Source organism: Vibrio sp. sp1, from assembly GCF_016920955.1.
Taxonomy (GTDB): Bacteria; Pseudomonadota; Gammaproteobacteria; order Enterobacterales; family Vibrionaceae; genus Vibrio; species Vibrio alginolyticus.
The window spans coordinates 565,621-580,998 of sequence record NZ_CP060590.1 but is presented as its reverse complement, the minus strand read 5'-3'; the positions used below and the strand labels follow the sequence as shown (position 1 = coordinate 580,998).

The 15,378-nt window shown below is 46.4% G+C and carries 15 protein-coding genes; 9 read left to right on the top strand and 6 right to left on the bottom strand.

The genetic code is table 11. The annotated features are described in order from the left end of the window. Window positions 1–116 precede the first annotated feature (116 nt). The gene (locus H9L11_RS18090) at window positions 117–791 is read left to right on the top strand and encodes a fructose-6-phosphate aldolase (RefSeq protein WP_205391351.1); all 675 of its coding nucleotides are present in this window, start codon (window positions 117–119) and stop codon (window positions 789–791) included. A 237-nt stretch (window positions 792–1,028) separates the two neighbouring features. On the opposite strand, the gene H9L11_RS18085 is transcribed toward H9L11_RS18090, so the two are convergent. The 4 genes from H9L11_RS18085 to H9L11_RS18070 all read right to left on the bottom strand — a co-directional run bounded on the left by H9L11_RS18085 (window position 1,029) and on the right by H9L11_RS18070 (window position 5,012). After that, complete coding sequence (locus tag H9L11_RS18085) at window positions 1,029–1,457, bottom strand: DUF2809 domain-containing protein (RefSeq protein WP_033906692.1); 429 nt, start codon at window positions 1,455–1,457, stop codon at window positions 1,029–1,031. Further along, the gene (gene creD / locus H9L11_RS18080) at window positions 1,444–2,784 is read right to left on the bottom strand and encodes a cell envelope integrity protein CreD (RefSeq protein WP_205391350.1); all 1,341 of its coding nucleotides are present in this window, start codon (window positions 2,782–2,784) and stop codon (window positions 1,444–1,446) included. The genes H9L11_RS18085 and creD overlap by 14 nt, the downstream gene beginning before the upstream one ends. A 75-nt stretch (window positions 2,785–2,859) precedes the next feature. Next, the gene (gene creC, locus H9L11_RS18075; RefSeq protein ID WP_033906690.1) at window positions 2,860–4,302 is read right to left on the bottom strand and encodes a two-component system sensor histidine kinase CreC; all 1,443 of its coding nucleotides are present in this window, start codon (window positions 4,300–4,302) and stop codon (window positions 2,860–2,862) included. Beyond that, window positions 4,302–5,012, bottom strand: coding sequence for a response regulator (locus H9L11_RS18070; RefSeq protein WP_033906689.1), 711 nt, complete (start codon window positions 5,010–5,012; stop codon window positions 4,302–4,304). Before H9L11_RS18070 ends, creC begins: the two co-directional genes overlap by 1 nt. A 259-nt stretch (window positions 5,013–5,271) precedes the next feature. On the opposite strand from H9L11_RS18070, the gene H9L11_RS18065 reads away from it, so the two are divergent. After that, window positions 5,272–5,784 (top strand): DUF2799 domain-containing protein, encoded by a 513-nt coding sequence (locus H9L11_RS18065; protein WP_005374970.1) that lies wholly within the window; start codon window positions 5,272–5,274, stop codon window positions 5,782–5,784. A gap of 34 nt (window positions 5,785–5,818) precedes the next feature. Here the strand turns inward: H9L11_RS18065 and H9L11_RS18060 are convergent, their stop codons facing one another. Further along, window positions 5,819–6,277 carry a GNAT family N-acetyltransferase gene (locus tag H9L11_RS18060; RefSeq protein ID WP_033906688.1) on the bottom strand — a complete coding sequence of 153 codons (459 nt, stop codon included), beginning with the start codon at window positions 6,275–6,277 and terminating at the stop codon, window positions 5,819–5,821. A 24-nt stretch (window positions 6,278–6,301) separates the two neighbouring features. Continuing rightward, complete coding sequence (locus H9L11_RS18055) at window positions 6,302–6,772, bottom strand: GNAT family N-acetyltransferase (protein WP_033906687.1); 471 nt, start codon at window positions 6,770–6,772, stop codon at window positions 6,302–6,304. A gap of 132 nt (window positions 6,773–6,904) precedes the next feature. Here H9L11_RS18055 and H9L11_RS18050 point away from each other — a divergent pair, with 132 nt between their 5' ends. The 7 genes from H9L11_RS18050 to H9L11_RS18020 all read left to right on the top strand — a co-directional run bounded on the left by H9L11_RS18050 (window position 6,905) and on the right by H9L11_RS18020 (window position 15,376). Further along, window positions 6,905–8,095: an MFS transporter gene (locus H9L11_RS18050; protein ID WP_033906686.1), complete on the top strand. Its 1,191-nt coding sequence runs from the start codon at window positions 6,905–6,907 to the stop codon at window positions 8,093–8,095. Further along, the gene (gene yidZ / locus H9L11_RS18045; protein WP_005374957.1) at window positions 8,070–9,038 is read left to right on the top strand and encodes an HTH-type transcriptional regulator YidZ; all 969 of its coding nucleotides are present in this window, start codon (window positions 8,070–8,072) and stop codon (window positions 9,036–9,038) included. Before H9L11_RS18050 ends, yidZ begins: the two co-directional genes overlap by 26 nt. Before the next feature lie 141 nt (window positions 9,039–9,179). Beyond that, entirely contained in the window at window positions 9,180–10,049 is an 870-nt protein-coding gene (locus H9L11_RS18040) for a DMT family transporter (RefSeq protein ID WP_033906684.1), read from the top strand. Between the two features lie 389 nt (window positions 10,050–10,438). Beyond that, window positions 10,439–12,616 carry an FUSC family protein gene (locus tag H9L11_RS18035; RefSeq protein WP_205391349.1) on the top strand — a complete coding sequence of 726 codons (2,178 nt, stop codon included), beginning with the start codon at window positions 10,439–10,441 and terminating at the stop codon, window positions 12,614–12,616. Window positions 12,617–12,626: 10 nt separating this feature from the next. Next, complete coding sequence (locus H9L11_RS18030; protein ID WP_031778877.1) at window positions 12,627–14,270, top strand: TolC family protein; 1,644 nt, start codon at window positions 12,627–12,629, stop codon at window positions 14,268–14,270. Further along, window positions 14,270–14,473: a DUF1656 domain-containing protein gene (locus H9L11_RS18025; protein WP_005374946.1), complete on the top strand. Its 204-nt coding sequence runs from the start codon at window positions 14,270–14,272 to the stop codon at window positions 14,471–14,473. Before H9L11_RS18030 ends, H9L11_RS18025 begins: the two co-directional genes overlap by 1 nt. Window positions 14,474–14,485: 12 nt before the next feature. Further along, complete coding sequence (locus H9L11_RS18020; RefSeq protein WP_205391348.1) at window positions 14,486–15,376, top strand: HlyD family secretion protein; 891 nt, start codon at window positions 14,486–14,488, stop codon at window positions 15,374–15,376. Window positions 15,377–15,378: the final 2 nt, after the last annotated feature.

The following is a 15,378-nucleotide window of genomic DNA, read 5'->3' as shown; positions in this document are numbered from 1 at the left end:
TGAAATTATTATAGTTTCAAATGAAACTTCAATTGATCAAAATCAAGATCTCGTTCGATTGTCAGATCTATAGTGATCCCATCATCAAAACGAAGATTTTGTTTAAGGTAGAAACCATGATTGAACTTTATTTAGATACTGCTGATGTGGCAGAAGTAAAACGCTTTAACCAGTGCCTACCGCTAAAAGGCGTGACGACAAACCCAAGCATTTTGGCGAAGTCAAAACAGGGACTGAATGAAACCCTAGCAGGCATGCAAGAAGCACTTGGCGGTACACCTCGCTTTCACGCTCAAGTCGTGAGTTCAACCGTCGAAGGTATGGTGGCAGAAGCGCGCCAACTGAATGAATTGCCTTACGATATAGTGGTAAAAGTGCCAGCAACAGAAACCGGCTTAGCAGCAATTAAGCTAATGAAAAAAGAGGGAATTCAGGTTCTCGCCACGGCTATCTATTCAGCTCAACAAGGTTTCCTAGCGGCACTGTGCGATGCTGACTACCTAGCACCTTACGTAAACCGCATTGATGCGATGAACGGCAACGGTGTTGAAGTGGTCGCGGATCTTCAATTGTTGCTCGATCAAAACCAACTACCAGCGAAGATTTTGGCAGCCAGCTTCAAGAACACTCAACAAGCGATGGAAGTGATGAAACTGGGCATCGAAGCCATTACATTGCCAACCGATGTGGCGGCACAAATGTTCGCTCACCCAGCAGTAAAACCGGCGGTTGAGCAGTTCGATAAAGACTGGAAAGAGACGTTCGGCGAGAAACTTTCATTTGAAAGCTAATTAAAAGTAGCAGCTAGACGTCTCAATGAATAATAAAGGGAGTCTTAACTCACCTGTGCGCCGGTGAGTTAAGATTCCCTTTTGTATTTCAGATAGAGAAGTAGCGCTACAGTAGTTCTCTATTGGTCAGTGACCAAAGGTACACGCGCTTGAGTAAACTGATTTTGATCCTTTTACGAATACCTCGTTTGGAATGGCGGAGTCGGTTTGGTAGCGCAATGGCTTTCATCTCGGTTTTCATTGCTTTTCCATCCAACAACACAGTAGACCTCCGATGCTATAAGCCAGCAGATCTTTCCAATCAAATGTGGCGCCCAAAATTACAGCCAGAGGCGATGAAGGTTCGATACCAAGCCAAGCTACGACCTGAAGCAATTGCCCCAACTCGACAGCAAACGCAATCAACACCACCAGTGAAACCAGCCAGTTAACGGGCATGGAGAACAAGCTTGCAAGAAAGTAGTAGAGCCAAACCACAACCAGAACATCACCAAATGTCGGACGAATAAAGCTGTCTCGAATATAGAGCGCAATAACGACCAATGCGATAAAACACACCAAGCTTTTCAGTCCATTTTTTGCAGAAAATCGCAGGTGGATAGCGCACGTTTCTTCCACCATATCGCTTGGCTGACCAGTGAGAGTTGCTCGCTTAAATATCTTCATGATTCGCCTTTGCACTTTCTTCTTCTTTCTTATTTCGTGCGTACCAATCGATGTTGCGTGTAATGACCATAGTGAAGCTCAAAATCGCGAAACACAGTAATGTCCCCATAACCAATGCGTAGCTTTCTGCTTGTAGCAAGCCAAACAGTAATCCGTAGAGAGTGAGCAAACACACTCCGAATATCGCGCCGTGTTTGGTGTTGCTCAACATACCGCTCACGTACACACTTAAAAGCCCCGTCGATGCGACTGCCGACACCACATATGCCCAGTTAAAGCCCAGATGTTCACTCATCGAAATCAACAACAGATAGAAAAGCGCTAAAGCCAGACCAATAAAACCGTATTGCACAGGGTGAATCGGACGCGCTTGGAACAGCTCCTGTAAGAAGAAACTCGCAAACACTAATGTGATAACCAATAGTGAATAGTTCACAGCTCGGTGGGATTTCAAATAGTGGTCCACGGGATCAATCAAATCTACGCCCATTTGTCGCTGTTCAAGCTCGTGACAAGCGTGATTCGATGACAAACAGCTTTGGAACAGCTGCGCGATATTGGTAGAGAAGTTATTGCTCGCCCATTGTGCATTAAATCCATCCTCAGAGACTTCTGATGACACCGGTAAGTAATCACCGATAAAGCTTGGATGTGCCCAAGTTGAAGAGAGTTCAACCGTTGTTTGACTGCCGATTGGTGTGACTTGAAGCTGCCCCATCCCTTGTAGCAAGAAGTTAAGATCGAATGCCAAAGGTTGTGCTGGGTTTAGGTCTGCAAGTGTCAGATCACTGTGGAAGCCTTGTGGTAACTGATTTAACCCCGTTCCCGGTGCGACTTCGATATAAGAGCTCGCCATGGTCATGTCATCCAAACGAATCAATCCACGGCTGTCTTCAATGCCAACGACTAGGCTCATGTTGTCAATATCAAGCCCCTGCAACGCCGCGAGATCGTCTGCATCAAAAGTGCCTTTCAGTACCACTTGTGCTTTGTATAAACGCGCGCGGTAAATGCCTCGGTACTTTTCAAAACTGTCCAGATTCGCGCTCATATCAAAAGTGCTAGGTAAAAGAAATTTACGACGCTCTTTAATCTGTACTTTGTCATCTCGGTAACTGGTTTCGGTGTAATTAACCATGATGAATGGACCAATGATGCGCTGTTCGCCGCTGCTGCTGCGTGCGATGTCGTTTCTGACTTCATCTTGGCGATATGAGCGTTCTGAGATCAGCCCTGTGACCATTGAAAGCGGGATTTGCAGTAAGACAAACAAAAACAGCACGAAGGCGAACTTCGTGCCGAGTTGGTTATTGAGGATCTTTTTCATGTTTCATTCTCCATTTGCTGATGGGAGTAATCTAAATCAGCAATTTGGAGAACGAATGGAGCTAATGTGGAGTTTCTATGGAGTTGGTAAAATCAAGGTCACTTTCACACCAGAATCGACGTTTTCGACTTGCAACTTACCTTTGTGCAGCTTGGTCACTTGCTCAACAAAATTTAGCCCAAGCCCAGTACTCTTAACGCCATTTTCCCGAGCGAGGGAGTAGAAGCGCTCGGTCAAACGAGGCATCGCGTAGTCAGGAATGTGAGGACCTGAGTTGAAAATCGACAGGCATACCTTCTCTTTCGTGACCTCAGTTTTCCATTCAATGCGTCCCTCTGAATCAACAAAATCCAGCGCATTGTCCATCAAGTTAAAAACGGCTTGTTTCAGTAAGAAGGCATCACCAAGTACGGAGAGATGGTCATCAATTTGGATGTTGGCAATCACCGACTTAGCACTCAAGCGCGCATCCGCCGATTCAACCACTTCATTGACCATTTGTTTTAGCGAGATAGCTTCGACTTGTTCTAGCTCGGGGCGCTTTTCAAGACGAGCAAGTTCTAGCAACTTATCAATCAATGACTGCATGCGGTCGCTTTCTCGCTCAATGTTGCCAGCAAAGCGCGTGACCTTTTCTTCAGGCAATGGCATTTGCAATATTTCACTCGCGCCTTTAATCGCTGATAACGGACTTTTCAGCTCATGAGTCAGCGTCTGTACGTACTCTTCCACATATTGTTTGCCGTCGAGTTGGTTGCGCATTTTCTCCAATGCGTCGCTTAGCGTGCCGTACTCATAGAAGATACGAAATGTTGGCTTAGAGACCTTTTCACCCTCACCCATTTTGGTCGCGTAGTCTTCTAGCTTGTTCAGTGCCGAGTGAATTCGCCAAGCAAACAATGCCCCTGCCAATAGCACTAAACCACTCATCCACACCATCCAAAACAATACATTGCGTTTAGAAAGATCGATGAAGGGTTGTACTGAGCGATTAGATTTTGCCACCGTCACGCTGCCAATGATTTCGCCTTTGTGGTAGATGGGCGCAGCAACGTGCATGACGGTTGAAAGCGGATCTTTCGGGTCTTCGATGGTACTGCGCGCGCCGTATTGACCGCGCAACGTGAGATACACATCATTCCATTGTGAGTAGTCTTTGCCAACGTCTTGCTGCCAAGAATCCGCAATCACAATCCCTTGTTTATCGGTGATGTAAATTCGATGATTAATCGCTTTTTTGCCAATTTCCCAAATGCGCGCTTGAGGTTCTCGCTGCCCATAAGCCGCTAGCAGTTTGGAGAAGCGACTCTCAGACAACTTTCCGTTTGCAACGTCCTCTTCTGCCAATACCGCGAGCAAGTTCGCCATATCCACCAGCGTCTCTTCAGTGGTTTGACGCACGGTTGGCTTAAGTTCTTGGACAACGGTTTTGCTCACCATGTAAGCCGTCATTCCGACTAAGATGAAGTAGAGAAAAAACAGTCTGAGTCCAAGCGGGATCTTCGGCCAGCGATTCATCATTCACCTTTAATGCAGTAAAAGTAACCAAAGCCACGTTTGGTACAGATGCGTTCAGACATCTCAAACGGCTTCAACTTATGGCGAATGGCTTTGATGTGGGTATCGATATTGCGCTCGTATGCAGCCTCTGGCGCCATGTCTGCCGCGACCATGAGCTGCTCTCGGCTCAATACATTGGAAGAGACGGAAATCAGCTTATCGAGAATCTTAAATTCGACCGCAGTTAACCCAAGCATTTGCCCGCCAACACCGTAGTCAAAGTTTTGCGCAACCAAATCATGGCTCAATTGAGGTTGTTCTGGAACAGCCACAGGCTCTGGTTTGTGCTCCATCATTGGCGCTTTAGCTTTGATTCTAAGTTTAATGCGCGCCAACATTTCACGCGGACTAAATGGCTTCGTCACGTAATCATCCGCGCCAATCTCCAAGCCCACTACACGGTCAATTTCATCGCTTCTTGCGGTGAGAAAGATAATGGGAATATCAGAAAACTCACGGATGGTTTTGCACAATTCAAAACCATTGCCATCCGGTAAGCCTACGTCCAACACAAGTAACGCTGCAGAGTTATGCTGCAAAAAGGCTAAGCCCTCTCCTGCCGTTGCAAACCACTCTGCGTGGTAGCCATCCATCTCTAATACATGAATCAGGTTCTCTGCGATAGCAGATTCATCCTCGATAATAAGGACGGTGGGTTGTTCGCTCAATGTCTTAGCCTCATTGACGGTGTTTATCTTTATGTTGGTATTATCACTTAATTTGGGGCCAAGGCTAGTGGATTGATGCAGCAAAGGCGCAGTTCGTGGATAATACTAATCAAACACACTTCTATTCAGCATAATAAATTTATCACTTAGATTAATGAGTCACCACAATTGTGAATACAATGATTTCAACCATTGATATGAACAGTGTTCATTTTAAACTCAAGTTATCAATTCGATTTTATTTAAAGGACAGTCACTGATGAAAAGAGCGCTAATCCCCCTGGCTTTACTGACTTTGCTCTCAGGTTGCGCCAGCATGTCTCCGGATGAGTGCAAAACGGCGAACTGGTACAACGTAGGTTATCAAGATGGCCGAGATGGCAACGATCCAAACATTATCAATAGCTATACCGAAGACTGTGGTGAAGCGGGTGTGACACCCGACCGAGCGAAATGGAAAGAAGGCTTTGATAAAGGCACTATCCAATATTGCTCACCAGACAATGGGTACACTGTCGGTATCGAAGGCAAAGAATACTACGGTGTGTGCAGCAGCAAAGAGTTCATTGAGAACTACCAGTTAGGTCATCAAGAATATCAACGCCAGCAACGCATCCAACAAATCGATACTGAAATCTCGGTCATCGATAATCAGCTTGATGGCAATCCAGACAAAGACAATGCCAAGAGACTGAAAGAGAAGAGAAAGCGATTGGCTGACGAGCGTTCAAGCCTCCTATCGCCAACCATCAACTTGAATCTGAATTTCTAAATCGATTGGATTTAGCTTCTAAAAATTCATGGCCCTAGCTCAGTTCTAGGGTCATGAATTGACTGTTCGGATCGAGTTCGTAATCCCCGAACGGCTCGCAGTACACAAAGCCATGCTTTTCATACAACAGGCGCGCTGGTTTAAAAAACTCCATCGAGCCCGTTTCTAAACTCAAGCGCTGCAAACCTTTTTGCTTCGCTTGCTCAATCACATGAATCAATAATTGAGATGCCACACCTTGGTTTCTTGCCGTAGGCGTGGTGCGCATGGATTTCAGCTCCGCGTGTTGGTCATCCAACTCTTTAATCGCCGCACACCCAAGCAGTTGCTCACCTTTCCATCCGGTCCAAAACGTCACTTCTGGCGCTTTGAGCTTATCTAAATCTAACGCATGCACGCTTTCTGGTGGCGATGTAGCGTACATGTCCTGTAAATGTCCTTCCAACATCGCAATCACTTGCGGCCGTTCTAAATTGTCGATTTCAATTCTCATCTTTCCATCCTTGGTTTTTCATAGCTAAAGCGGCTGTCTCATAATGTGCTGCGGTCCAACTGGGCCGCCGTGGTAAAGCTCATTGGTATCTTCAAACCCTGATTTTAAATAGCACTGATAAGCAGGTATGTTGCGGCAATTCACAGTGAGATAAAGCGCATCAAACTCGGGATAATGGCGTTTGGCGAAATCGGCAAACTGTTGAATGGCTTGCTTGGCGATGCCTTTGCCTTGATGACGGTGATCCACCAGCAAAGCCCGCACGCCTAAACTGTTTTCCGGGCAAAAATCGTATTTCTCACTGTAAGCTGCATCAAATAGAAAAAAGCCAACCACATCATCGTCTGTCAAAATCAGATGCGGAAGTTCTGTAGGTTCAAGACGCGTAAGCATTTCACCCACATCCGCGACCGTAAACTGCGATTGCTCTTCTAGCACGCTAAGTTCGCAAGTTTGTTCATGTCGCTCAGGCGAATACTTTTCAATAGTAATCATAATCTTCCTTGTTGTTTTTATGCTCAATTCATACAGGGTATGTCGTAAATAGAAATACCTAGTGTCGTATTTCCCACTCGCAGGCAAACGTTTAGCACTCTATTATCCTCGCCATTCGATAGAGAGGTTTCCATGTCCCGTTTTTTACTTTGTAGTTTTGCACTCGTTTTACTCTACCCTACTGCCATTGATTTGTATCTTGTTGGTTTGCCTCAAATTGCGTCAGATCTCAACGCCAGTGAGTCTCAGTTGCATATTGCGTTTTCGATCTATTTAGCTGGCATGGCTACCACCATGTTATTCGCGGGGAAAATTGCAGACTCTGTGGGACGAAAGCCTGTTGCCGTCGTCGGCGCGATGATCTTCGTGCTCGCGTCTTTTCTCGGCGGGATGGCTGAGCAACCAAACACTTTCTTGATTGCTCGCTTTTGCCAAGGCATCGGGGCTGGATCTTGCTATGTCGTCGCATTCGCGATTTTACGCGACACGTTAGACGATGAACGCCGCGCGAAAGTATTGTCGATGCTCAATGGCATCACCTGTATCATTCCAGTGATCGCACCCGTGATTGGTCACTTGATTATGCTGAAATTTCCTTGGCCGAGTTTGTTTACCACGATGGCAGGAATGGGCATTCTCGTCAGTGTATTGGCCATTTTTGTTCTCAAGGAATCACTACCCAGCCAACAAGGTGAAGAACAGACAACGCCAGAGAGCCATCAAGAGACGTTCTTCGAGCGATTTTTTATCAGTAGGCTGATCATTACTGCACTTGGAGTGACCACCATCCTGACCTTTGTTAACGCTTCACCAATTGTTGTGATGAGTATGCTTGGTTTTGATCGCGGTGGCTATTCTTCCATCATGGCGGGGACTGCGACGATCAGTATGTTGATTTCGTTCTCTGCGCCATTGGCATTGGGGATTTTTAAGCAGCGAACCTTAATGATCACCTCTCAAGTATTGCTCGCTTGTGCAGGCATCGTGCTCAGTGCTGCCCATTTCCATGATGGACAATCTCATTACTATGTGTTCGGACTTGGGTTGATTTGCGCTGGTTTCGCTTGTGGCTTTGGCGTGGCCATGAGCCAAGCGCTCAGCCCATTCTCTCAACAAGCTGGCGTGGCGAGCTCGTTACTGGGCATTGCTCAAGTTTGTAGTTCCGCGTTCTATATTTGGTTTATGGGTTTCATCGGCGTTAGTGCACTGAATATGTTGTTGTTTATCTTGGTGTTAGGTAGCGTAATCAGCCTTGCTCTAATACTATTGATTCCAAAGCCTGTTCACGATACCCATTATGAAGAAATCCCTAGCGCGACTTGATTTAAACTTACTGTTCACTCTGCAATTATTGTTGCAAGAGCAAAGCGTCTCGAAAGCCTCGAAAAAGCTGAACGTTACGCCCTCTACCGTAAGTAAGTCGCTCAACAAACTTCGTCATTGGTTCGATGATCCTTTGTTTGTCAAAACACCTAAAGGTCTTGCGCCAACGCCTTTGGCACAAAGCATGGAGCAAGATCTCGCAGAATGGCTGCAAATTGGCAGCCAAATTGCAGAAAAACGCAGCGATATTACGCCTAAAGGAGTGCGTTTTGATATCACGATTGAGTCGCCATTAGTGCTCACAGTGCTGGACAGACTCATCGTCGCTATCCACCAGCGATACCCTGAAGCGAAAGTAAAAACCAGTAACTGGGATTACGATTCACTCGACGCCATCATTCGAGGAGAGGCGGATATCGGTTTTACCGGCCGAGAGAGTCACCCGAGATCGAAAGAGTCGTTGGATCTTCTGCCGTATTTCTTGGATTTTGAGATTCTATTTTATGACCTGCCGATGGTGTATTTACATAAAGATCATCCGGCATTACAGCAAGAGTGGAATCTCGAGACCTTTCTGAGCTACCAACACATCAATATTGTTTGGGAAAAAAGTGAAACTTGGGCGTTGGATGAAGTATTAACGGAACTAGGGCTACAGCGCTCTATCGGGCTGACGATGTCCAACTTTGAGCAATCCCTTTTTATGGCAGCGCAGCCGACGCATGACATGATCACCACCGCGCCGCACTATTGCAAAAGTTACACAGAAAAGCTGCATCTCGATTTGGTGTGCTTGCCAATTCCATTAGACCAAGCTCAACAAGACAAGTTACTGATTCCATTTACCATGATTTGGCATAAACGCAATGCGTACAATCCCAAATTGCTATGGTTGAAAAACACCATTAAGTCATTGTACAAACAACCTTCCCAACCACAGTAAGACTCAGGCTAAGGTCAGGTTTTCTCTGGTTATTTTTAATGACTTTCTTGCTCTGATAGCTATAACTAATCACTTTATCAACTAATAAAAATGTTCTTTTGGATCTACACTAGCTGTTCATTTACACGCTAAGGGCCAAGGATGTCGACCTTTTTACTCACTGCTATTGCAATGCTGGCGTTCGCCGCCAATTCATTATTGTGCCGACTTGCCTTGGCCGAAGGGTTAATTGATGCAGGAAGCTTCACTCTCGTTCGATTGATATCCGGCGCTGTTATCTTAATCGCAATGCTTGTCGTGAGAGGTCAGTGGAAAACCGATCGGCCAACTTCTCGCTTTCGCTTTTTTGCTGGCGTGGCGTTATTTGGTTACGCTGCCCTTTTCTCTTTCGCGTACTTACAACTGGCGACAGGAACAGGTGCTTTGCTTTTGTTTGGTGCCGTGCAACTTACGTTACTGGCAATCTATTGGTGGCAAGGTGAGCGCTTTCAGTTTCTCGAAATCATCGGTATCGGCCTTTCAATTGTTGGGTTTGTTTGGTTGATGTTGCCATCTGCCACGCGCCCCGATATTAGCTCTGCACTTCTCATGTTGATTTCTGGCGTTTGTTGGGCTGCGTTTACTGCGCTCGGTAAACAAGCGCCTTCTCCAAGTAGTGGAATCACGTGGGGATTCATCGCAGCATCAATAATTGGCGTGCTCCTTTCGCCATTAATCTTGTCCTCAATCCACCTTTCTTTGAGCGGAGTGTTGCTCGCTATCGCATCTGGTGCCATTGCCTCTGGCCTTGGTTATACGCTTTGGTATCAAGTAATGCGTAAGCTCTCTTTGCTTCAAGCCGCCGTCAGCCAACTTTCCGTGCCAGCCATTGCTTTGCTACTCGGCACCGTCGTACTCCACGAGCCTCTTTCACTGCATATTCTTTTAACCAGCGGCATCATTCTTGGTGGCATCGCTTTGGCTTTTTTATCTCGATCCAAAAAAACAAACGAACAATCGGCAAGCCGATAAAAAGTAATAACTTTCCCTCTCAAGTACCCATTCATCATCTATGCTTTTTAAAACAGTAAAGCTCATTACAGATGGTACAAGTGGTCTGCTTTGGTACCAGGCGAAGAATATAAGGTGAGAATTGGCTCACACAATGCAGCGATTTTGTTTCAAAAGTGAGAATCATCACAGATCGCGAATTTGCTCGTTTTAGGCGTTTCACCAATAACGCCAAGGGCTAGCACGAGATCAAGCCAAATACGCACTTTTTGTTTTGACAAAGGGTTTACAAAGCACACTTTTTCACCCGCTATATTCCGCCCCCCCGAATTTATTCAGAACAAGGTTCTGATTATTCACATAAGAAATTCATCAACTTATAACGATAAGCCTGAGCAAACTTTGACACTATGAACGACAAAATAAAATTCGCTATTAAAGTATCGCTTAGCCTGACTCTGGCTTATCTGATCCCGTTTGCCATGGGTTGGCCGCAAGCATCGACGGCCGCAACCACAGTGATGCTGATTGCATCCACAGGCAGTCGTCGTGAATCCCTCGCCAAAGGTACCTTACGCGTGTTCGGTACGTTGGTTGGCGCCGTCGTTGGCTTGTTACTGGTGGGATTGTTTGCTCAAGACCGCTTGCTGTACATGTTGAGCGTGTCGGTTGTGGTCTCATTCATTTTTTACTTCCGTAATGCCTATCAAAAAGATCCAACGCTACTCATGCTGACCGGCGTGATGACGTTGATGATGTCCAATGGCGGTGACGCAGAAGGTGCGTTTCTTTATGGCGTTGACCGCGCCTATATGACGGTGTTTGGGGTGGTGGTTTACACACTCGTGGGGACTTTCTTATTCCCGACCAAAACAGAACAAAACCTAAGACAGCTCATCGAACAACTCAACCAAGCACAACGCGCGTTGTTCACCTCTATCTTGCAAAATTTCGAGCAAAAATCGGCAGGGCAAATCTCTCCTCAAGAAGGCGGAGAAGAAAATCCAGAAGCGGAAGAGCCACAACCTCCTAGCGTGGACACTCTCATCGAACAGATGTTTGCTGCTCAAAATGCGCTCGAACAGCGTTTTGCCACGGTCAGTGTGGAATGCAGTGACGTGTCGGCCTACATGAAAGAGTGGCGCTTGGCAGTTCATTTGAACAAGCAGGTAACGCAACAATTGACCGTCGCGGCGCACAGCCACTTTAGCCACCAGCAAGACCGTGAAAGCATCAGCAACTTTGCTCAAGCCGTGGCGGAAATTGACGCGCTATTTGATACCTGCCAACAAGTCTGGGACGAAAAAGAACCCGCTTATCGTGCCCAGGAATTCAAAGTCAAATACAACCAAGCGTTGCTTGAAGACGCAGCTCACCTAGAGAAAGGCTCTGCGCTTACGCTTGGTCACCTATTGGAACTGATGCATCAAAACTTGTCGCGTTTAGCGGAGAGCATTAGCTGCATTGACTCTGTGACGAACAATGTCTCCTTTGACGTGCCACTGCCGAAACCGAAAGGCAAGTTTCTATGGTGGGACGCAGAAAACTTTAAAACTGCGGTCAAAACCTTTGTTACCTATTGGGTTGCAGGACTGATTTGGATTTATTTCAATCCACCAGGCGGCTACTCGTTCGTGGTCTTCTCGACCATGTTTATGTCTTTGCTGTCGTTCGTACCTGTGCACCCGATATTGTTACTTGTTCTGTTCACTTTCGGCTTCTTGTTCGCGGTACCTTCTTACGTCTTCATCCTTCCGCAATTGGATCTCGGATTAGAACTTGGCCTGTTTATCTTTATCTACACCTTTATCGGTTTTTATCTGTTTAACGGGCCAGTGACGATTTTCTATATGATTGGCTTGTTTGTTCTTGGTTTAGACAACAACATGTTTTATCACTTCGGGATCCTCATGACGATCATGCTGTTGTTCTACATGGTGGTGTTCATGATTATTTTCGCGCACTACTTCCCGTTTAGCTCACGACCAGAACACCTCTTTTTGACCATAAAAGAACGCTACTTCCGACATACCCGAGAGCTGTTCACTACCTATCAACAGCAGTCCAGCTCGGTTATTACGCCGCTCAAACGGGCCTTGCACTTGGTGACGCTCAATGTCTCATCGAAAAAGCTCAAAGTCTGGGGTTCGAAAATCAACCACAAACACTTTGATAAAACCACGCCAGAAGCGATTGGCGCGTTTAGCAAAGCGTGTGATGTACTCAGTAATCACATCAACATCTTAATGGCCGCCGAGAAAAAGTTGATGGCCAATCCGCTGATTACTCAGCTTCGTCAACAACACCGCGATTCCATCATTCCTTTGATGGCAGGCGCTTTAGCCAGCCATCAAGCAACACAAGAACTCGACTCCGTATTCGACCAATACAGTCAGGATTACCAAACATTCGAAGATAAACTGGAAGATTTTTTTAGTGAGTTGGATTTATCTGACTACGCTTATTCAGAGATAGCCGGTTTTTATATCTTGCTGAATTTAAAACGGAACGTGTTCGAAGCAATCAAGCATTGCAAGCAAACCTACGAGGATATCGATTGGGTGAACTTACAACAGAAGCGTTTTTAAAGGTGGGGATATGATGCTTCCAAAACTAACCAAACCAAGCCTCGCCATACTTTCTTTGCTCGGACTCAGTGCGTGTACCACGGTAGGACCAGATTATGTTCATCCAAAGCAGGCGCCACTGCCAAGTGACTGGTCGGTGCAAAAAGCAGCCAAAGATACGCAGCAATCAGAGCAACAGCTACAACAATGGTGGCAGCAATTTAATGACTCAACTCTTAATCAGCTGGTTGAGTTGGCGAGCAAACAAAACCTCGATTTAGAAGCCGCAGGGCTACGAATTGTCCAAGCACGTTCATTGCTTGGTATTTCGACTGGCTTGCAATACCCACAAGTTCAAACCGTGTCAGGAAACCTAGCGCGTGCCTACGTAAATGATCAGGGCGTGAATAACGCCACTTTGTCGTTTGATGCTGCTTGGGAAATGGATGTTTGGGGCAAGTATGCTCGCGGTATTGAGTCGGCAGAAGCGGGTTACTACGCATCCATCGCATCGTATCACGACATCATGGTCACCATAACCGCCGAAGTGGCACGCAATTACATCAACTATCGCACATTCCAAGAACGTATTTTGCTGTCTCGCCGCAATATCGAGATTCAAGAGCGTGTCGTCCGCATTACACAGGTGCAGTTCGACTCTGGCAACGTTACAGAATTGGACGTTCAACAAGCTAAAAACCAACTCTACACCACCAAAGCAGCGCTACCGAGCCTCGAAGTGGCAATGAAGCAATCACGTACTGTGTTGGCTTTGCTACTGGGTCTGTTACCAGAAGAAGTAGATGGACTGCTACAGTCGGATGGGATGCACAAGCAAATCGCTGAGTACGAAGCCCAGTTCAAATCAACGGGCAGAAAATCGGCGCTATCGGGCACCGACGAGCGCTCCATTGTGCCACGTCCACCGCTTTTGGATACGCAAGTGGATGCTAACTTAGTGATGCGACGTCCGGATTTGCAAGTCTCTGAGATGCAAGCTCGCGCGCAAAGTGCGCAGATTGGCGTGGCAGAAACCGCTCTGTACCCAAGCTTTTCGTTGTTCGGTTCCATCGGTATCGACAGTACGGTTCCCGATGGCAGCAGTTTCAGTTTTAGCGATTCGCTCACCATGGTGGTTGGCCCAACGTTCAGTTGGAACATTTTCCAATACGGACGCGTGAAAAATAACATTCGTTTCGAAGATGCTCGCTTCCAAGAAACGCTGACGAACTACAACAAAAAGGTACTGCAAGCCGTTAATGAAGTCACCAATGCAATCGAAGCGTATGACCTGTATTTGCAGCAAAAAGATTTACGCTTGCAATCGGTCAACTCTTCCATTCGTGCGTTCAACATATCCATGACACAGTACGAAAACGGACAAATTTCATTCGAACGTCTGCTTAACTCGGTAGAAAAAATGACCCGCGCAGAAGACAGCTACGCAACGATCAAAGGTAATGTTGCGAACCAAGTTGTCGCGCTCTACAAAGCCCTCGGTGGAGGCTGGCAAACCCAAACAGGCAAGCCTTTCATCAGTGAATCTATTGCCAAGCAAATGACAGAACGAACTGACTGGGATGGTTATTTAAATGAAGAAAACCGCGTATTGCCGCCTTTGCGACTCGAAACTCCGGCTGAGACCAGTGATGAAAACAAAACGGAGGATCGGTAATGCCTCATGAACTCTCTTGGGGAGACGTTTACTTTTCTCCTACGCTACTCGTGCTCTTTCTCGCCGTCACGGCCACGTGGATAACGGTGATGATATTGAACAAGACACGTTTGTCTCGCTTCATCGCTTTTCCGTCTCTGACGTTTATTGCCATCATGGTCGGTTATGTGGTGGCCATCGACAGCTTTTATATTCAATTTTAGGTGCCAAACAAGATGAAAAAACTATTAGTAATCGCACTCAATCTTGTCATTCTTGGTGGCGCAGCTTGGCTCGGCTATCAAAAGTTTGAGGAATACTTTAATAACCCATGGACACGAGATGGGCAAGTGCGTGCTAACGTCATCAAAGTGGCTCCTCGCGTATCAGGCCCAATTGTAAATGTCGCGGTGCAAGACAACCAAGAAGTAAAAACGGGGGATTTACTGTTTGAAATCGACCCTGCGACTTACCAGGTTGCGTTATCTCAAGCCGAAGTAGCACTGGAGCGCTCCATTGTTAGCTCTCGCGGTAAAAAAATCGAATATGACCGCTTAAAAGACATTCGTGCCAAAGACCGTGGCGCGGTTTCTCACAAGGATCTGATTCGTCGTGAAATCGCTTACGAAGAGTCGCTACTGCAAATCAAATCTGCAGAAGAGCAACTAAAATCAGCACGCCTTAATCTCAGCTTTACCAAAGTTTATGCGACCGTCGATGGTTTTGTATCTAACCTCGATATTAGAAACGGTACGCAAGCGGTCGCAAACCAACCACTGCTCGCACTGATCGACAAAAACAGCTTTTGGGTATTTGGTTTCTTCCGTGAAAACCAACTTGCGCAAATCGAACCTGGCAGCCAAGCGCGTGTCACTTTGATGTCTCACCCAGACACGCCAATTGACGCGACGGTTGACTCGATTGGTTGGGGTATTGCGCCCAAAGACGGCACGGTCGGCTACAACCTTCTTCCAAACGTAAACCCTGTTTTTCAGTGGATTCGCTTAGCACAACGTATTCCGGTGCGAATCTCCCTACAAGAACTTCCTGAAGATGTTGATCTTCGATTCGGGCTTTCTGCGTCCATCATGGTGATGAAAGAGTCATCCGCAGACAGTGAACAATAACT

Excerpts from the sequence above, each read along its gene's own strand:
- H9L11_RS18090 (WP_205391351.1), top strand. The coding sequence starts at position 117 with ATGATTGAACTTTATTTAGATACTGCTGATGTGGCAGAAGTAAAACGC.
- H9L11_RS18085 (WP_033906692.1), bottom strand. The coding sequence starts at position 1,457 with ATGAAGATATTTAAGCGAGCAACTCTCACTGGTCAGCCAAGCGATATG.
- creD (WP_205391350.1), bottom strand. The coding sequence starts at position 2,784 with ATGAAAAAGATCCTCAATAACCAACTCGGCACGAAGTTCGCCTTCGTG.
- creC (WP_033906690.1), bottom strand. The coding sequence starts at position 4,302 with ATGAATCGCTGGCCGAAGATCCCGCTTGGACTCAGACTGTTTTTTCTC.
- H9L11_RS18065 (WP_005374970.1), top strand. The coding sequence starts at position 5,272 with ATGAAAAGAGCGCTAATCCCCCTGGCTTTACTGACTTTGCTCTCAGGT.
- H9L11_RS18060 (WP_033906688.1), bottom strand. The coding sequence starts at position 6,277 with ATGAGAATTGAAATCGACAATTTAGAACGGCCGCAAGTGATTGCGATG.
- H9L11_RS18055 (WP_033906687.1), bottom strand. The coding sequence starts at position 6,772 with ATGATTACTATTGAAAAGTATTCGCCTGAGCGACATGAACAAACTTGC.
- H9L11_RS18050 (WP_033906686.1), top strand. The coding sequence starts at position 6,905 with ATGTCCCGTTTTTTACTTTGTAGTTTTGCACTCGTTTTACTCTACCCT.
- yidZ (WP_005374957.1), top strand. The coding sequence starts at position 8,070 with ATGAAGAAATCCCTAGCGCGACTTGATTTAAACTTACTGTTCACTCTG.
- H9L11_RS18040 (WP_033906684.1), top strand. The coding sequence starts at position 9,180 with ATGTCGACCTTTTTACTCACTGCTATTGCAATGCTGGCGTTCGCCGCC.
- H9L11_RS18035 (WP_205391349.1), top strand. The coding sequence starts at position 10,439 with ATGAACGACAAAATAAAATTCGCTATTAAAGTATCGCTTAGCCTGACT.
- H9L11_RS18030 (WP_031778877.1), top strand. The coding sequence starts at position 12,627 with ATGATGCTTCCAAAACTAACCAAACCAAGCCTCGCCATACTTTCTTTG.
- H9L11_RS18025 (WP_005374946.1), top strand. The coding sequence starts at position 14,270 with ATGCCTCATGAACTCTCTTGGGGAGACGTTTACTTTTCTCCTACGCTA.
- H9L11_RS18020 (WP_205391348.1), top strand. The coding sequence starts at position 14,486 with ATGAAAAAACTATTAGTAATCGCACTCAATCTTGTCATTCTTGGTGGC.